Origin of the sequence: Flavobacterium endoglycinae (assembly GCF_017352115.1) — a bacterium.
GTDB classification, from domain to species: Bacteria; Bacteroidota; Bacteroidia; order Flavobacteriales; family Flavobacteriaceae; genus Flavobacterium; species Flavobacterium endoglycinae.
The window spans coordinates 3019781-3036857 of the sequence record NZ_CP071448.1; the positions used below are offsets into that span (position 1 = coordinate 3019781).

Sequence of the window (17077 nt, forward strand, 5' to 3'; positions counted from 1 at the left end):
TCATACTTCGCTTTGCTTAGCGATGTCCAAAATCTATAAATCTATTTATTTAGTTTTTTTGAAAATAGAATATATCGTGATTCCAAAACCAATTAAAACAGTAGTTGGAGCTAAACGAATACGTCTAAAATTAAAAATATCTTCGTTGAAAACATTTGGATTATCGCTTCCTCCGCCTGACATTAAAATAAATCCTAAAGTAATAACGGCAATTCCGATTAATAAGATTTTGTAGTTAATCCCGTCAAAAAGGAATTCTTGTTTTTGCTGTTGTTCTTTATTATTATCGTTTTTCATTTTTTATTTATTTTTTAGCGTGAGCAAAGTCAGAGGCTATTTTGTCTATGTTTGTCAGCCCGAGCGAAGTCGAAGGCCTTTTCAATCTAAAATTTAAAATCTGCAATCTAAATTAATAAAGATCGTCAGTTCTTAAATTCAAGAAACGTTGTGTTGCAAAATGTGTGCTTACCCATGTAATTAAAACCCCTAATCCAAAAACGGCTACTAACACCAACCCGATTAAAGCTTTATCTTCTAAGATTCCTAAACCAGGAAAATTAGTTTCTACATATCCTAAAAGAGCAATTAAAGCAATTATTGCTAAAGCTGCCCCAAGCATTCCTAATTTTACGCTTCTCATTACAAATGGCTTGCGAATAAAAGATTTTGTCGCGCCAACCATCTGCATGGTTTTAATAATAAAACGGTTTGAGTGTATCGATAAACGCAGTGAACTATTGATTAATAATACTGCGATAACTGTTAAGAAACCACTGATGATCAAAATCCACATACTAACTTTTTTGATGTTGTCGTTTACCAGATTTACCAATTGTTTGTCATAAACAATATCAGAAATCATAGTGTTTTTACGCAGATTGCTTTCAATTTCCAAAATGCTGTCTCTTTCAACATAATCTGCTTTTAAATGAATATCATAAGAATTCAATAATGGATTTTCTCCCAAAAATGTAAGGAAATCTTCGCCGATAATATCAGTGTGTTCTTTCGCTGCTTTTTCTTTTGTGACATAGACAAATGATTTAGCATAAGGTGCTCTTTTCAATTCAGTATTAAAAGCTTTGATAATACTATCGTTTGCTTCATTTTTAAAGAAAACGGTCATTGCAATTTTTTCTTTAAAATCGTCAGCCAGTTTATTAGAATTAATAATAAATAATCCCAGTACTCCTAAAAGGAATAAAACTAGAAAGACACTTAATACTACCGAAAAATAAGAGGAAATTAACCTGCGTTTTTGAAATTTATCAAAGTTAGAACTCATAGTATGCTTAAATTATGTGGTAAAAATAATAAAGAATTTCTTTATTTAAAGTTAATAACAAACTTTTATACTATAAATGTACGATTCGTTATCGAATAAAAAGTCCATTTTAGTGGTAAAAAAGTAATTTAATTATAAAGAGCACAAAATATTTTAATGTTGAGCTATTTAAAATGCAAGCTCCAAATTTTTGTACGTGTATGGTCTGTTTTGATCCATAATTTTGATATAAATAAGTATTTATGATTCAAACAAATGCGCTTTTTTACTAATCTTGAATGCATAATTGTTATTTTATTTTGTTTGTCAATGTAAATAGCTTTGCTACAATGCACAATAAATGTAAATTTGCGGCTTAAATTAATTAGTGAAAAGCTTAGAACCTTAGTAGCTTAGAATCTTAGTCACTTAGAAATGAAATACAATCCAAACGAAATAGACGCCAAATGGCAGAAGTATTGGGCAGAAAATCAAACTTTTGCTGCCAAAAACAATTCTGAAACTCGAGGCGAAGCCGAACAGAGCGAAGCTAAACCGAAGCATTATGTTTTAGACATGTTTCCTTATCCATCAGGAGCAGGACTGCATGTTGGGCATCCGCTGGGATATATTGCTTCAGATGTTTATTCTCGTTTTAAAAGACATCAAGGTTTTAATGTTTTGCATCCGATGGGATACGATAGTTTCGGATTGCCAGCAGAACAATATGCAATTCAAACAGGTCAGCGTCCAGAAGATACAACTCGCGTAAACATTGACGGCGGCGTAGATAAAGAAGGAAAACAAATTGCTGGTTACAGAAAACAATTGGATAAAATTGGTTTTTCTTTTGACTGGGGACGTGAAGTTCGTACCTCAAATCCAGATTATTACAAACATACACAATGGATTTTTATTCAATTGTTCAACTCTTGGTACAATAAAAATTCTGATAAAGCCGAAGATATTGCAACATTAGTTTCTGTTTTTGAAAAAGAAGGAAATGCCAATGTAAATGCAGTTTCTGATGATAATATTGCTGTTTTCTCAGCAGAAGAATGGAATGCGCTTTCATCAGACGAACAAGAAAAAATCCTTTTACAATACAGATTGACTTATTTGGCAGAAACAGAAGTAAACTGGTGTCCTGGTTTAGGAACTGTTTTGGCTAATGACGAAATCGTAAATGGAGTTTCAGAACGTGGAGGATTTCCGGTTATCCGTAAAAAAATGACACAATGGAGCATGCGAATTTCTGCTTATGCAGAGCGTTTGCTTAATGGTTTAAATGATATTGACTGGAGCGAATCGATCAAAGAATCGCAAAGAAACTGGATTGGAAAAAGTGTTGGAGCAATGGTTACTTTCAATGTAATTCCAACAACCAACAACCAACAACCAGAAACTATTTCAGTTTTCACAACAAGACCTGATACTATTTTCGGAGTAACCTTTATGACTTTGGCACCAGAGCATGATTTGGTGGCTAAAATTACAACTCCAGAACAAAAAGCCCAAGTTGAAGCGTATATCGAAAAAACGTCTAAACGTTCTGAACGTGAACGTATGGCTGATGTAAAAACGATTTCAGGTGCATTTACAGGAGCTTATGCGGAACATCCGTTCACAAAAGAACCAATCCCGGTTTGGATTGGGGATTATGTTTTGGCAGGTTACGGAACAGGAGCGGTTATGGCGGTTCCTTGCGGCGACGAAAGAGATTATGCTTTTGCTAATTTCTTTAAAGGCCAAAACGGAATGCAAGAAGTTAAAAACATTTTTGCCAATGTTGATATTTCTGAAGCCGCTTACGGATCTAAAGACAACGTTGAAATCGCAAATTCTGATTTCTTAAACGGATTAAATTATAAAGAGGGAACTAAAAAAGCGATCGAAAAACTGGAAGAAATTGGTCAGGGAACTGGAAAAACCAATTACCGTTTGCGTGATGCTGTTTTCTCTCGTCAGCGTTATTGGGGTGAGCCATTCCCAGTGTATTATGTGAATGGACTTCCAAAAATGATCGATTCTCAACACTTGCCAATTATTTTGCCAGAAGTAGAGAAATATTTACCAACCGAAGACGGATTGCCGCCATTAGGAAATGCTGCAGTTTGGGCTTGGGACAGTGTTCAGAATTCAGTGGTTAGTACTCAGTTGATAGACAATGTCAATATTTTTCCTTTAGAATTGAATACAATGCCAGGTTGGGCGGGAAGTTCATGGTATTGGATGCGTTATATGGATGCGCACAATGAAAATGAATTTGCAAGTAAAGAAGCTTTGGCGTATTGGGAAAGTGTAGATTTGTACATTGGAGGAAGCGAACACGCAACGGGCCACTTATTGTATTCTCGTTTCTGGAACAAATTCTTAAAAGACAAAGGTTTTGCGCCAACCGAAGAGCCATTCAAAAAACTGATTAATCAGGGAATGATTTTAGGGACTAGTGCTTTTGTTTACAGAATCGAAGGAACGAATAGTTTTGTATCTAAAAATAAAATTGGAGATCATAAAGTACAGCCAATCCATGCTGATGTTTCAATGGTGAATTCTTCTGATGAATTAGATGTTGAAAAATTCAAATCTTGGAGAGAAGATTATGCTGATGCGGAATTTATCTTAGATGATAACGGAAAATACATTGTAGGCCGCGAAGTTGAAAAAATGTCAAAATCGAAATACAATGTAGTAACTCCAGATGATATTTGTGCAGAATATGGTGCAGATACATTACGTTTGTATGAAATGTTTTTAGGGCCATTGGAGCAGGCAAAACCTTGGAATACGGCTGGTATTTCAGGTGTTTTTGGGTTTCTTAAAAAATTATGGAGATTGTATTTTGATGACAATGGTCTAATCGTAAACAACGACGAACCAACAAAAGACAACTTGAAATCGTTGCATAAAACCATCAAAAAAGTAGCAGAGGATATTGAGAATTTCTCTTTCAATACTTCAGTTTCTCAGTTTATGATTTGCGTTAATGAATTGTCTTCTCAAAATTGTCATTCAAGAGCGATTTTAGAACCATTAGCCATTTTGGTTTCACCTTATGCGCCGCATATTGCTGAAGAATTATGGTCGCAATTAGGACATACAACTTCAATTTCTGAGGTTGCGTTTCCTGTTTTTGAAGAAAAACATTTGGTTGAAACCAATAAAGAATATCCAGTTTCTTTCAACGGAAAAATGCGTTTCACAATCGAATTACCTTTGGATTTAACCGCAGCGCAAATCGAAGAAATCGTCATGAAAGACGAAAGAACACAAAGACAATTAGATGGTAGAACACCAAATAAAGTAATTATTGTTCCTGGGAAAATCATCAATTTGGTAGGATAACCAAATTAATTTTCAATATAAAAATTCCAAATTCCAATTTTACGATTGGGGTTTGGGATTTTTTTTATGTTTTTTTTCCGCCACGAATTCACGAATTTTTATTCAATTCATTCGTGAATTGCTTTGCCTGTTCGTTATCGCTCGAGTCGTGGCGGAAAATTACCCGAATCATTTTGGAATTTGGGATTTAAATATTGGAATTTCCCTCACAAACATTGGGATTTGGAATTTTTTTATTGAAATTTTAAAAAAATCTGTAACATTTTAATAGTTGCCGTATCAAAAGCACGGATCCGATTTAATTAACAACTTAAAAACTATTAAAAATGAAAAAGTATATCATCTTAATTATCGCATTTTTATTTTCAGCATTATGTTTAAATGTTTTCGGACAAACCAAACAATTTCCGTTTGAAGTTTTAAAAACTGGAAGCGGAGATCAATCTATTATATTTATTCCGGGTTTCGCCTCTTCTGGTGACGTTTGGAATGAAACCAGAGCCACATTCGAAAATCAATTTACTTGTTATACACTTACAATGGCTGGTTTTGCCGGAAGACAGCCACAGCCAAATGCCTCATTTGAAAAATGGAAAACCGGAATCGCTAATTATATTAAAGAAAATAAAATTGACAAACCCATTGTAATTGGTCACAGTATGGGCGGCGGACTGGCACTTGCTCTTGCATCTGATTATCCCGATTTAATTGGTAAAATTGTAGTCGTAGATGCGCTTCCTTGTCTGGCTGCCATGACTGATCCCGCTTTTAAATCAAAAGAGAATAACGATTGTTCGGCCTCGGTAAGTCAAATCACAGGAATGACCAATGATCAATTTTACGATATGCAGAAACAAACCATGCCAAGACTTTTGCAAAATCAAACCAAATTGGATATGGTGGTGGACTGGAGTATGAAATCAGACAGAACGACTTTTGGACAAATGTTTTGTGATTTCTATAATGTCGATTTAAGAAACAGAATCGCACAGATAAAATGTCCAGCTTTAATTCTATTAGAATCTTATTTTATAAATTTAAAACCGACTATTGAAGATCAGTATAAAAATTTAAAAACGGCTAATTTTCAATACGCCACAAATGGGCTGCATTTTATTATGTACGATGATACAGCTTGGTATTTACAGCAATTAAGTACTTTTTTAAAATCGTAAAAATGGAATTTGAACAAATCTACAAAACGTATTGGGATCGAATTTTCAGGCTTTGCATGGGATTTGTCAACGATTACGATGCAGCGCAGGATCTGGCTCAGGAAACCTTTATAATTGTCTGGCAGAAACTCGAAACCTTCAGAAACGAATCAGCAATTGGAACTTGGATTTTTAGAATTGCTTCGAATAATTGCTTGAGGCAGATTGAAAAACAAAAACGTTTTCCAAAATCAGAACTGCCAATTCATCTTTCAGAAGAAAAACAATATTCATTAGAACCACAAATCCAGTTTTTGTATAAATGTATTGCTGAACTTCCAGAAACCGATCGTATCATTATTTCATTAGAATTAGAAGATATCAAACAAAATGAAATTGCTAAAATCGTCGGACTTTCAGAAGCCAATGTTAGAGTGAAAATTCACAGAATAAAAGAAAAACTGACTCAAAAATTTAAAGAAAATGGACAACGATAACACTATAAATTTTAAAGATTTATGGAAAAAACAAACCATAAATCAACCCGATATGCAGGATTTGCTAATGAGAGTGAGTAAGTTTAAAAAAGCAGCTTTGCGCAGTTTATGGATTAGCAATATTCTGCTTGGCTTGACAAGTGCTTTTATAATATTTATTTGGATATATTATCAGCCGCAGTTTATTTCGACTAAAATTGGAATTGTTCTAGTAATTCTTGCCATGGTGATTTATCTGTTTGTGTATAACAAATTACTAAGCAGTTATAAAAATATTGATGCAACGCAAACCAATCAAGAATATCTGCAAAAGCTAATTGCCATTAAAAAGAAACAACAATTTTTGCAAACCAAAATGATGAGTTTCTACTTTGTAATGTTAACCGTAGGCATTTGTTTGTACATGTATGAATACGCCAGCCGAATGAGTGTTTTAGGAGCAGGTTTAACCTACGGAATTACACTATTGTGGATGTTGTTCAACTGGTTCTTCATTCGTCCAAAACAAATTAAGAAGCAGCAGGATAAAATAAACAGCCTGATTGAAAAGTTTGAAGAAGTAAACGATCAATTAGGAGAATAAAAAAAAGAAGCTTCGTAAAAAAATTACGAAGCTTTACTCTTACCAAAAACAAAAAATTAAATTCTAACCTTTAAAATTTATTGAGGAAATACGTGAGCAGTAAGCGCTGCTACAATAATTCCACTGTTATCTGCTGTGGCAGTTAACTCGTTTACTACTTTACCGCCAACTATCATTTTTACAGTAATTGTTTGTCCTGTAACTCCTCCGTTTCCGCTAGCACTTACTGAAGCTCCCATAGATTTAGGTTCAGCTGTAAATTCTTTAGTCCATGGAAGAGAGTTAACGTCCTCATTTAAAGCATTTCCACCTTTTTCAATGTAGGTTGCAGAAAGACTTCCGGTGTAATTTCCTGTAATTTCGTATTTTACATCTCTTGAAGCTCCTGCTGAATTGTCATCTTTATCGTTATCGCTGCTGCAAGAAACTGCTGTAAAAGCAAGTGTTAATACAATAGCAAGTGTTTTTAAAACTGATTTCATAATAAACATTTTTATAATTAATAAATTTGTTTAAACAAAATTAAGCGCTTATTAGAGAGAGGGCAATACCTGATAAAATGCATTTTATATTACCTGTAATCAGGTAAAAAAGTAAAAATCCTTTTTTGTACGGTTTTTAATTTAATAAATTTGGAGAAATCTCATTCTATGAAGAAAAACTACTTTGTAATCCTCTTTTTATTTTTATCCGCCTTTTCATATTCACAGGTTATTCTTTCTCTCGATGATGACTCTGTTTATATTGATAGTATCGCAAAGGTGACTAAAAATACAAAGTCCGACAGCTTAAAAAGTCTTTATAGTTTTAGATTATCGAAATTGTATTTGATGGTTCAGGATGCCGAAAAATCAAAACAATATTTAAAACAAGCGAATACACTCAAAAATAAATTCCCTTTTTTACAAGACGCTTCCATTTATTACAATTCTACCAGCTTTTTAGAAAAAGGCGATGTTGATGGTTTTGAAAAAGAACTTTTAAGAGCAAACGAAAAGCTTAAAAAATATTTTAATACCGAAGCTTTTAGACTTCGTGCCGTAATACTTCAGAATTATGGTATTATGCAGCAGCGAAAAAACAACGAAAAGGCATATATGAAACTGCTGATTAATGAAGCTATCCCAATAGCCAAAAAAAGCAGGGACTATGAACTTATAAGCGGTTTATACAAAGCGGTTGCTATTATTTTTATGAATACCAGCGAACGCGAAAAAGCCAATGAATATTTAAGTGAAGCTCAAAAATACATCGAAAGGGCATTGAGAAAAACGCCTACTTTGGCCGAATCGAAAATGGAAACCTATATTATAAATGCCGAAAACTTAGTCGAGCTGAAGCATTTTTATGATGCCAAAAAAGTTCTCGATAAAGCTTTTTCGACTTTAAAAGATTTCCCAGAATCCAATCTTAACGATTCGTATTATTATTCGGAAGGACTTTATTTTGCCAAACAAAATAAATGTACCGAAGCATTAAAAAGTTACGGAAAAGGAATTAAAGCGGCAGAAAAACATCACAATACAATTGCCTTAAACCGATTAAAGTTTGCTGAATATGAAGTACTTTTTAAATTAAAGAATTACGAGAAAGCCAAAAATAATATTGATTATTTATTAGCCAACACGCCTTTTATTGTAGAAAAAAAAGATTACTACAATGAAATGGCTAAACTTTATAACGCTACAAAAGAATACGATAAAGCCTATTACTATTCTAACAAATACAATGTGATCAATGACAGTTTAAACAATACCAAGTTTAAAACTGAAATTGTAGAACTTGAGGCCAAATACAAAAAAGCCGAAAGCGAAAAGAAAATTACACTGCTGCAGTCAGAAAACGAAAAAGCAGCTTTAATGGTCTATAACAATCACTTGAACTCAATTCTTTTTGCCGTTTTGTCTTTTCTTTTATTTCTTACCGTTTTGTTTCTGTGGATTTTCAATAAAAACCAAAAGAAATTAAGTGCCCAGAAAGAAATCAATTTAAAACAGGAATTAAAAGCCTTTGAAAACCGACATAAATTATCTGTTTCAAAGGCATTGATTCAAGGCGAAGAAGTAGAACGAAAGCGTATTGCCAGAGATTTACACGATGGTTTAGGAAGTATGCTTTCGAGTTTGAAAATTCATTTAAATCTGGCGCAGAAAGAAAAAGGAGAGGCGTTGCCAGGAGTAGGGAATTTATTGGATAATTCAATTAAAGAACTTCGAAATATATCTCAGAATTTAATGCCTGAAACATTATTAGAACTGAGTCTGGAGCATGCTTTGAGAGATTTATGTGCTGCAAATTCAAATGCAGTTACCAAAATCGAATTTCAATATCTGATTAAAAAATCAAAATTATCTAAAACTGACGAAATTATGATTTACAGAATTATTCAGGAACTTTTGAATAATGCTTTGAAATATGCCAATGCCTCTCAGGTTTTAGTTTCCTGTTCGCAGAATAAAGATGTGTTTTTTATAACTGTTGAGGATAACGGACTAGGATTTGATGTTTCGGATTCTAAAAAGAAAAAAGGAATGGGGTTAAAAAACATTATAAATCGCGTGGAATTCCTAAACGGAAAACTCGAAATTGATAGTAAAATAAACGAAGGAACTTCAATTTATATTGAATTGAATGTATTAAACGAAAAACAGGAAAATGAGTAAAAAATATAAAATGGTCGTGGTAGACGATCATCCAATTGTAATATCAGGAATTACAGGATTGCTTTCGGATCTGGATGATGTTGAAATTGTACAGAAAATGCATTCGGGGGTAACGCTCCTGGATTATATTGAAAACAATAAAGTAGATGTAATTCTAGTAGATATTTTTCTGCCGGTTATTACAGGAATTGATTTATGTAAATCTATTAAACAGAAGTTTCCTGAAATTGTAATTATCGGTATGAGCAGTCAGTCTGAAAGAAGTTTAGTAATGCAGTTTATCCGAAACGGCGGAAACGGTTATATTCTTAAAAATGCTTCTTTTGACGAATTCAAAGACTGTATTTACAAAGCTATTGATGGTGAAATCGTATTTAGCGATGAAGTTAAAACAATTGTAAGCCAGCCTTTATCTGAAGATTTGGATGTGGTTCCGAGTTTAAGCAGAAGGGAAAAAGACATTGCAATACTGCTTTCAAAAGGAAAACAAACACAAGAAATTGCCGATGAACTTTTCTTGAGTTTCTTAACCGTACAGACACACCGACGTAATATTCTCCAAAAATACAAGACCAAAAACGTAGCAGAACTAATAACATTGCTTTTAAAGAATAATCTTTTGGACTAAAATGTCCGAAAAAATGCCAAAATGACATTTTGTTAAAATGGTTTATAATTTGCTGTTTCTTTTGTAAATTTAAAATCAATCAAAAAAAGTTAATAAAATGGGAAGTGGATATTTAATTCTTGCCGGAGCTATTATGTTATTTAGCTGGATGGTGAGTTCAAAACTTAAAAGTAAATTCGAATTATATTCAAGGCTGCAATTACGAAATGGAATGAGCGGCCGAGAAATCGCAGAAAAAATGCTTGCTGATAACGGAATCACTGATGTTCGTGTTATTTCAACGCCGGGTCAGTTAACAGATCATTACAATCCGGCAGATAAAACAGTAAACTTAAGCGAGGCGGTTTATAATCATCGAAATGCTGCGGCTGCGGCTGTAGCGGCGCACGAATGCGGACACGCAGTGCAACATGCCATTGGTTACGAATGGCTTACTATGCGTTCTAAATTAGTTCCGATTGTTAGTGTGGCTTCAAACTTTATGCAGTGGATTTTGTTAGCCGGAATTTTAATGATACGAACATTTCCGCAGTTATTATTAGTGGGAATTATCATTTTTGCGGTAACAACATTATTTTCAATTGTTACTTTGCCCGTAGAATACGATGCAAGTAACAGAGCATTAGCTTGGCTTGAAAACAAACACATGCTTACAGCAGAAGAACAAGCAGGAGCAAAAGATGCCTTAAAATGGGCTGCAAGAACGTATGTAGTAGCGGCTTTAGGTTCAATCGCAACGCTGCTGTACTATATATCTATTTATTCTGGAAGCAGGAGGAATTAATTAGTTAATTGAGATAATTAGTCAATTAGATAATTAGTAGCAAACCCGACAGGTTTTAAAACCTGTCGGGTTTTTTGTTTTTTAGGAATTATCTAATTATCAAATTGGCACATTTTCTAATTCTAAAGCTGTATCTGTCTATCAATCTGTTGATCCAGCGAGATAAAAGTTTCCGTTCTGGAAACTCCTTCAATCGCCTGAATTTTAGTGTTTAAAAGTTGCATTAAATGTTCGTTGTCGCGGCAGATAATTTTAATCAAAACCGACCAGTTTCCCGTGGTATAATGACATTCTAAAACTTCAGGAATTTTTCGTAATTCTTTTACAGCTTCAGAGTTTCGAGAAGCTTTGTCTAAGTAAACACCAATAAATGCCATTGTATTATATCCCAACACTTTTGGGTTTACGGTAAATTTAGATCCTGAAATTACGCCAGATTGTTCCAGTTTTTTTAATCGCTGATGAATTGCTGCTCCAGAAATCCCAATTTTGTTAGCGATTTGAAGTATAGGTTTTCGGGCGTCGTCCATAAGATAACGGAGAATCTCTTTGTCGATACCGTCAATTTCAATTAAAAGGGAGTTGATTTTCATAACTTATAATTTGAAACTATTTTTGTGATTTGGGTTTAGAATAGAAATCAAATGTAATTAAAATGCTGTAGAAAAGAAAATTCTAATTTTTTAAATTCCAAATTCCAAAAAAGAGGAAATACCAATATTAAAAATCCAAATTCCAATCACGTTGCGATTAATTGGGATTTGAAATTTAATAATTTTATATTTTAAAGAATATAGCCCAAGGTTTGAACCTTGAGTACGCAGAGTTGTTTAGGTTGGAGTTTGAAATTAAGATTTGGAATTTGATTTGAAATTCCCGTAAAAAGAAAATTCCAAATCCCAAGTGATTAAATTGGAATTTGGAATTTTAAAAATTCTTTATTTTAAGGAACTTATTTTCCTTTGTTTGCCTCAGCAATATATTTTTCTAAAGCCATTGTCATAGAAGGAGTTTCAGGTGTTGGAGCAAGAATGTCAATTCTTAAACCGTGATCTAAAGCCTCTTTTTGAGTTGTACTTCCAAAAACAGCTATTCTGGTATTGTTTTGTTGAAAATCAGGAAAGTTTTTAAACAATGATTTAATTCCGGTTGGACTAAAAAATGCTAAAACATCGTAATAAACATCTGCAAGATCAGATAAGTCACTCATTACAGTTCTGTAAAAAATAGCTTGTGCCCAATCTACTTTAAGGCTGTTTAGTGTAATAGGAGCATCGGCATTTAGCTGGTCAGATGCAGGTAACAAAAATTTCTCGTCTTTGTACTTTTTGATAAGAGGAGATAAGTCTGCAAAATCTTTTGCTCCAACGTAAATTTTACGTTTTCTGTACACAACATACTTTTGAAGGTAAAAAGCTACTGCTTCAGATTGACAGAAATATTTCAATCCTTCAGGAACTTTGTAACGCATTTCATCAGCCACTCTAAAAAAATGATCTACAGCATTTCGACTTGTTAAAATGATCGCAGTGTAATGATTAAGATCGATTTTTTGTAATCGAATCTCTTTTGCGCTAACCCCTTCCACATGAATAAATGGTCTGAAATCAATTTTTATTTTGTGTTTTTGTTGGAGCTCAAAGTAAGGAGAATTCTCCACTTTAGGTTCAGGCTGTGACACCAAAATTGTTTTCACTTTCATATTATAAACATTTTCTAAGCACTCCCTTTTGTAATCCAATAATAGAGAAAATAATAAGGGGCTATTTCAAGAGCGCAAAGATATAAAATAAAATAAAATAACTTGCCGATAATTGCGTTTTGATATGTTTTAATTGAAATAAAATACGAATACAGGCTGATACACAGTGAAATACCAATGATAACAAGGGGTACAATCGTTGGAATATTGTCATAATAAAACAAAATAGCATTGATTGGGAGGATTAAAACACCTATATATGTTCTATAAGTTACTTTTTGTAAGTTAAAAAGCTCTACAAAATCATCAATATTGAATGAAGTAGCAACAATTTTTTCGATTAAATATTTTGCCAAAATAAAATAAAGAAGAAAAGTAGCGATCTGAATAAATAAAATCCAGTCCGTTTTTGCAGCATATCCAAAAATATTCATGCTGAGCTGAATGAAAAATGCAAACGAAATGACCTGAACAAAAAACAATCCAACCGTAAAACTGCTTTTCATGTGGCTGTTGTCACGATAGATTTTAGCATATTTATCTGAAAAAATAAGTTTGCTGAATTCTGAAAATCGAGTTTCATAAGCCGATTTTGTCATGGCAACAACGGCAAAAGTCAGGACAAATAATGCAGTCGCCCAGTCTTTGTTTTCAATTATTCGAGGATGAAGATGTTCAATCATAGTGTCACAAAATTAGTAATTTTTTGTATCAATAGTTTTATTATGTATTTATTATGAAGCGAATGCTATAAAAAGTTTACTTTTGCGGTGAAATTACCGAGAAAAAATGAGTGATAGTATTGTCATAATTCCTACTTATAACGAAATAGAAAACATAGAAAGTATCATTAGAGCTGTACTTTCACAACATAAACCTTTTCATCTTTTAATAATCGATGACAATTCTCCGGATCACACTGCAGATAAAGTTATTGCCTTGCAAGAAGAATTTGCCGGAAGATTATTTTTGGAGAAAAGAGCCAAAAAAGCAGGATTAGGAACTGCATATGTTCACGGTTTTAAATGGGCATTAGAACATAAATACGATTTCATTTTTGAGATGGATGCCGACTTTTCACACAACCCAAACGATCTTGAAAAACTTTATGATGCCTGCCATTTTGGAGGAGCAGATCTGGCTATCGGATCGCGTTATGTAAAAGGAGTAAATGTTGTAAACTGGCCGTTAAGCCGTGTTTTAATGTCTTACTTCGCTTCAGTATATGTAAAATTCATTACTGGAATGAAAATTCACGATGCAACGGCAGGTTTTGTATGTTATAAAAGAGAAGTTTTAGAAAAAATCAATCTCAACAAAATTAAATTTGTAGGTTATGCGTTTCAAATAGAAATGAAATACAGAACTTACTGTGCCAAATTTGCAATAAAAGAAGTTCCAATCATTTTTACAGACCGAACAAAAGGTGTTTCAAAAATGAGTAACGCCATTATTAAAGAAGCAATTCTGGGGGTAATTACACTTCGATTAAAGAAATTAGTCAATTCATTATAAAAAGTAAAGATGAATAGGATTTTAATAAAAAACGCCAAAATAGTAAACGAAGGTTCTATTTTTGAAGGCGACGTTCTGATAGAAAACGACTTAATTGTTGAGGTTTCAGACAGTATAAGTTTAAAAACATCTGATTGTATTGTAATCGATGCCGAAGGAAATTATTTAATGCCGGGAGCAATTGATGATCAAGTGCATTTTAGAGAGCCTGGATTAACTCATAAAGGAGATATTGAATCAGAATCGAGAGCGGCAGTTGCAGGAGGAATCACTTCTTTCATTGAACAGCCCAATACGGTTCCTAATGCGGTTACGCAGGAAATATTAGAAGATAAATATCAAATTGCTTCTCAAAAATCATTTGCGAATTATTCGTTTATGATGGGAGCAACTAATGATAATTTGGAAGAAGTTTTAAAAACCAATCCGAAAAATGTAGCTGGAATTAAAATTTTCTTAGGTTCTTCAACCGGAAATATGCTGGTAGACAATGAAGCAACTTTAGAAAGAATTTTTTCAAGTACACCAATGTTAATTGCGGTACATTGTGAAGACGAAACTACAATTCAGAATAATTTAGCCGAATTCAAAGAAAAGTACGGAGATGATATTCCAGTAACAGCACATAATTTAATTAGAAGTGCAGAAGCGTGTTATATTTCATCTTCAAAAGCAGTGGCGCTGGCTAAAAAAACAGGAGCGAGACTTCATATTTTTCATCTTTCAACGGCTAAAGAAATGGAATTGTTTACCAATAAAATTCCATTAGAAGATAAAAAAATCACAGCTGAAGTATGTGTGCACCATCTTTGGTTTACGGATGAAGATTATAAAACAAAAGGAAATTTCATTAAATGGAATCCGGCTGTAAAAACAGCTGCAGACCGTAAAGCGCTTTGGGAAGCTTTAAATGACGGACGTATTGATGTTATTGCAACCGATCATGCGCCTCATACGAAAGAAGAAAAACAACAATTGTATCTAAAAGCTCCATCTGGAGGTCCGCTTGTACAGCACGCAGTTGTGGCGATGTTTGAAGCACATCATCAAGGGAAAATCAGCGTGGAGAAAATTGTAGAGAAAATGTGCCACAATCCAGCTAAAATTTTCAAAATCGAAAAACGCGGTTTTATCAAAGAAGGGTATTATGCTGATTTAGTAATTGTGAATCCAAGTCTGCCTTGGAGTGTAAACTCTGATAATATTTTATACAAATGCGGCTGGTCTCCATTTGAAGGAACTACTTTTAAATCTAGAATTACACATACTTTTATAAATGGGGAATTGGTTTACAATAACTTTAAGATAAAAGATATTCGCGCCGGAAAACGTTTATTGTTTGACAGATAAAAAACTAAAATGAAGAATTGTTTAGTAATACTATTGGTTTTGTTTCTTTCTGTAAGTTGTAAAAAAAATGTTGTAAAACAACCTGCAAAGCTTATTGAGAAAGAAAAAATGATTGATATTATGTATGATTTGTCTCTTTTGGAAGCTATGAAATACCAGCATCAGGAATTATTAGATTCTACCGAAACAGATCCTACAAAATATATTTTGAAAAAATACAAAGTAGACAGTCTTCAGTTTGCCCAAAACAATAAATATTATGCGGCTGACTACGAGAATTACAAAGATATGTTTGATGAAGTTGGCAAGAGATTAGCTAAACTTCAGAGAGATACAGATTCTATTGTAACGATCGAAGAGAAAAAAGCAGCAAAAGAGGCTAAAAATAAACCAAAAGAAACTCCTAAAGATTCTATCAAAAAGCCGGCAAATGGAATTAATATCGATTCTATTAGACGACAAATGACAAAAAACCGCGCAAAACAGTAAGTGAAAATTATAATTTTGCGACGTCTTTAATATACTGATGCACATCTTGAAAAACCGTTCCTTGAACGGTTTTTATTTTTTCATTTGAATACAAATTCTTCGAATAAGAAGCTTTTGCAGTAGCTTTCGTAATGCTTCTTCGTTGGAAAAACAGGGTAGAAAAAATAAGGTCAGCTATCCACAGGAAATTCATAAAAAATGGTTTGGCGTGAATATGAGGCTTTTTAACTTGTAACGCTTCGGCTATTGTGTCTAATATATCTTTAAAAACAATGTTTTCAGCAATTAAAGTGAAACGTTCGTTTTTGATGTCGCTTTTCATTAATCGATACATTGTTTTTACAACATCATCAATAGAAATAAATCCAGTACTTCCAAGCGTGTAGAAAGAAAGTCCGTTGGCTACTTTAGTATATAATTCAGCACTTCCTTGGGGATTCTTTTTGGTTTTCGGAATTGGACCTAAAATAACACCTGGATTTACAATAATAACCTCTAAACCTTCTTGATGTGCGCGCCAAACTTCCATTTCGGCACCATATTTAGAAATCGCGTAATCGCTGTGTGGTTTTTCAGGATTCCAGTCGGTTTCTTCCGTAATATAAGTTTCATGGGCTGTTAAATCGCCAAGAGCAGCAATGGAACTCACAAAGCAGAATTTTTTTACTTCTTTGGCAATGGCAAAATTTACCATATTTGCTGTTCCTTCGATATTGGTTTTTCGAAGTGCTTCTTCATCTTTTGGATCAAATGAAATTAAAGCAGCGCAATGATATACACAATTAACATCAATAAAAGCAATTTCAAGAGAAGGCACATCTAAAATATCGGCTTCAAGCCATTCGACTTTTTCGAATAATTCTGCTTTTTTGTACAATTCAAAAACCGATTTTGCTTTTTCAACCGTCTTTTGGCTGCGGTAAATTGCCCGAACATTTTCTCCATTTTCAATTAAATGAAGCAATAAATGTGCGCCAACTAAACCAGTTCCTCCTGTTACTAATATCATTTTGTAAAGATAAGTTTTTGGATGAAAGGTGCAAAGTTACAGAGAAGCAAAGTTGTAAAGGTTTTTTGTAAAGGTTCAACGTTTCTAAGTTTTC

At 33.4% G+C, this 17077-nt stretch carries 17 protein-coding genes; 10 read left to right on the forward strand and 7 right to left on the reverse strand.

Annotated features, from left to right (window positions below):
- Positions 1 to 45: 45 nt before the first annotated feature.
- Together J0383_RS13185 and J0383_RS13190 are read right to left on the reverse strand one after the other, a co-directional pair.
- Positions 46 to 297 carry a DUF3098 domain-containing protein gene (locus tag J0383_RS13185; protein ID WP_207294509.1) on the reverse strand — a complete coding sequence of 84 codons (252 nt, stop codon included), beginning with the start codon at positions 295 to 297 and terminating at the stop codon, positions 46 to 48.
- Between the two features lie 112 nt (positions 298 to 409).
- The gene (locus tag J0383_RS13190) at positions 410 to 1285 is read right to left on the reverse strand and encodes a cell division protein FtsX (protein ID WP_207294510.1); all 876 of its coding nucleotides are present in this window, start codon (positions 1283 to 1285) and stop codon (positions 410 to 412) included.
- A gap of 414 nt (positions 1286 to 1699) precedes the next feature.
- Between J0383_RS13190 and leuS the strand changes: the two genes are divergently transcribed.
- From leuS to J0383_RS13210, 4 genes are all read left to right on the forward strand, one after another.
- Positions 1700 to 4609 carry a leucine--tRNA ligase gene (leuS, locus tag J0383_RS13195; protein ID WP_207294511.1) on the forward strand — a complete coding sequence of 970 codons (2910 nt, stop codon included), beginning with the start codon at positions 1700 to 1702 and terminating at the stop codon, positions 4607 to 4609.
- Positions 4610 to 4935: 326 nt separating this feature from the next.
- Entirely contained in the window at positions 4936 to 5784 is an 849-nt protein-coding gene (locus J0383_RS13200) for an alpha/beta fold hydrolase (protein WP_207294512.1), read from the forward strand.
- A 2-nt stretch (positions 5785 to 5786) separates the two neighbouring features.
- Entirely contained in the window at positions 5787 to 6260 is a 474-nt protein-coding gene (locus J0383_RS13205) for an RNA polymerase sigma factor (RefSeq protein ID WP_207294513.1), read from the forward strand.
- On the forward strand, positions 6247 to 6843 hold the full coding sequence (locus J0383_RS13210) for a hypothetical protein (protein WP_207294514.1): 597 nt from the start codon (positions 6247 to 6249) through the stop codon (positions 6841 to 6843). Before J0383_RS13205 ends, J0383_RS13210 begins: the two co-directional genes overlap by 14 nt.
- A gap of 77 nt (positions 6844 to 6920) precedes the next feature.
- Here the strand turns inward: J0383_RS13210 and J0383_RS13215 are convergent, their stop codons facing one another.
- Positions 6921 to 7325 carry an MmpS family transport accessory protein gene (locus J0383_RS13215; RefSeq protein ID WP_207294515.1) on the reverse strand — a complete coding sequence of 135 codons (405 nt, stop codon included), beginning with the start codon at positions 7323 to 7325 and terminating at the stop codon, positions 6921 to 6923.
- 168 nt (positions 7326 to 7493) lie between these two features.
- Between J0383_RS13215 and J0383_RS13220 the strand changes: the two genes are divergently transcribed.
- The 3 genes from J0383_RS13220 to J0383_RS13230 all read left to right on the forward strand — a co-directional run bounded on the left by J0383_RS13220 (position 7494) and on the right by J0383_RS13230 (position 10918).
- Positions 7494 to 9506 (forward strand): ATP-binding protein, encoded by a 2013-nt coding sequence (locus J0383_RS13220; protein ID WP_207294516.1) that lies wholly within the window; start codon positions 7494 to 7496, stop codon positions 9504 to 9506.
- Positions 9499 to 10134, forward strand: coding sequence for a response regulator transcription factor (locus J0383_RS13225; protein ID WP_207294517.1), 636 nt, complete (start codon positions 9499 to 9501; stop codon positions 10132 to 10134). Before J0383_RS13220 ends, J0383_RS13225 begins: the two co-directional genes overlap by 8 nt.
- Before the next feature lie 97 nt (positions 10135 to 10231).
- Positions 10232 to 10918, forward strand: a complete 687-nt coding sequence (locus J0383_RS13230) for a zinc metallopeptidase (protein WP_207294518.1) — start codon at positions 10232 to 10234, stop codon at positions 10916 to 10918.
- 122 nt (positions 10919 to 11040) lie between these two features.
- Here the strand turns inward: J0383_RS13230 and J0383_RS13235 are convergent, their stop codons facing one another.
- The 3 genes from J0383_RS13235 to J0383_RS13245 all read right to left on the reverse strand — a co-directional run bounded on the left by J0383_RS13235 (position 11041) and on the right by J0383_RS13245 (position 13303).
- Complete coding sequence (locus J0383_RS13235) at positions 11041 to 11511, reverse strand: Lrp/AsnC family transcriptional regulator (protein ID WP_012022648.1); 471 nt, start codon at positions 11509 to 11511, stop codon at positions 11041 to 11043.
- Between the two features lie 359 nt (positions 11512 to 11870).
- Positions 11871 to 12620, reverse strand: a complete 750-nt coding sequence (locus J0383_RS13240) for a uroporphyrinogen-III synthase (RefSeq protein ID WP_071635369.1) — start codon at positions 12618 to 12620, stop codon at positions 11871 to 11873.
- 14 nt (positions 12621 to 12634) lie between these two features.
- Positions 12635 to 13303: a DUF4271 domain-containing protein gene (locus tag J0383_RS13245; RefSeq protein WP_207294519.1), complete on the reverse strand. Its 669-nt coding sequence runs from the start codon at positions 13301 to 13303 to the stop codon at positions 12635 to 12637.
- Between the two features lie 106 nt (positions 13304 to 13409).
- Between J0383_RS13245 and J0383_RS13250 the strand changes: the two genes are divergently transcribed.
- Genes J0383_RS13250 through J0383_RS13260 form a run of 3 tightly spaced genes read left to right on the forward strand, consistent with a single transcriptional unit; the run spans position 13410 to position 15974 of the window.
- On the forward strand, positions 13410 to 14135 hold the full coding sequence (locus tag J0383_RS13250) for a polyprenol monophosphomannose synthase (RefSeq protein ID WP_207294520.1): 726 nt from the start codon (positions 13410 to 13412) through the stop codon (positions 14133 to 14135).
- A 9-nt stretch (positions 14136 to 14144) separates the two neighbouring features.
- Entirely contained in the window at positions 14145 to 15485 is a 1341-nt protein-coding gene (locus tag J0383_RS13255) for a dihydroorotase (RefSeq protein WP_207294521.1), read from the forward strand.
- A 9-nt stretch (positions 15486 to 15494) separates the two neighbouring features.
- Positions 15495 to 15974, forward strand: coding sequence for a DUF4296 domain-containing protein (locus tag J0383_RS13260; protein WP_207294522.1), 480 nt, complete (start codon positions 15495 to 15497; stop codon positions 15972 to 15974).
- 7 nt (positions 15975 to 15981) lie between these two features.
- Here J0383_RS13260 and J0383_RS13265 read toward each other — a convergent pair whose 3' ends face one another.
- Positions 15982 to 16983: an NAD-dependent epimerase/dehydratase family protein gene (locus J0383_RS13265; protein WP_207294523.1), complete on the reverse strand. Its 1002-nt coding sequence runs from the start codon at positions 16981 to 16983 to the stop codon at positions 15982 to 15984.
- Positions 16984 to 17077: the final 94 nt, after the last annotated feature.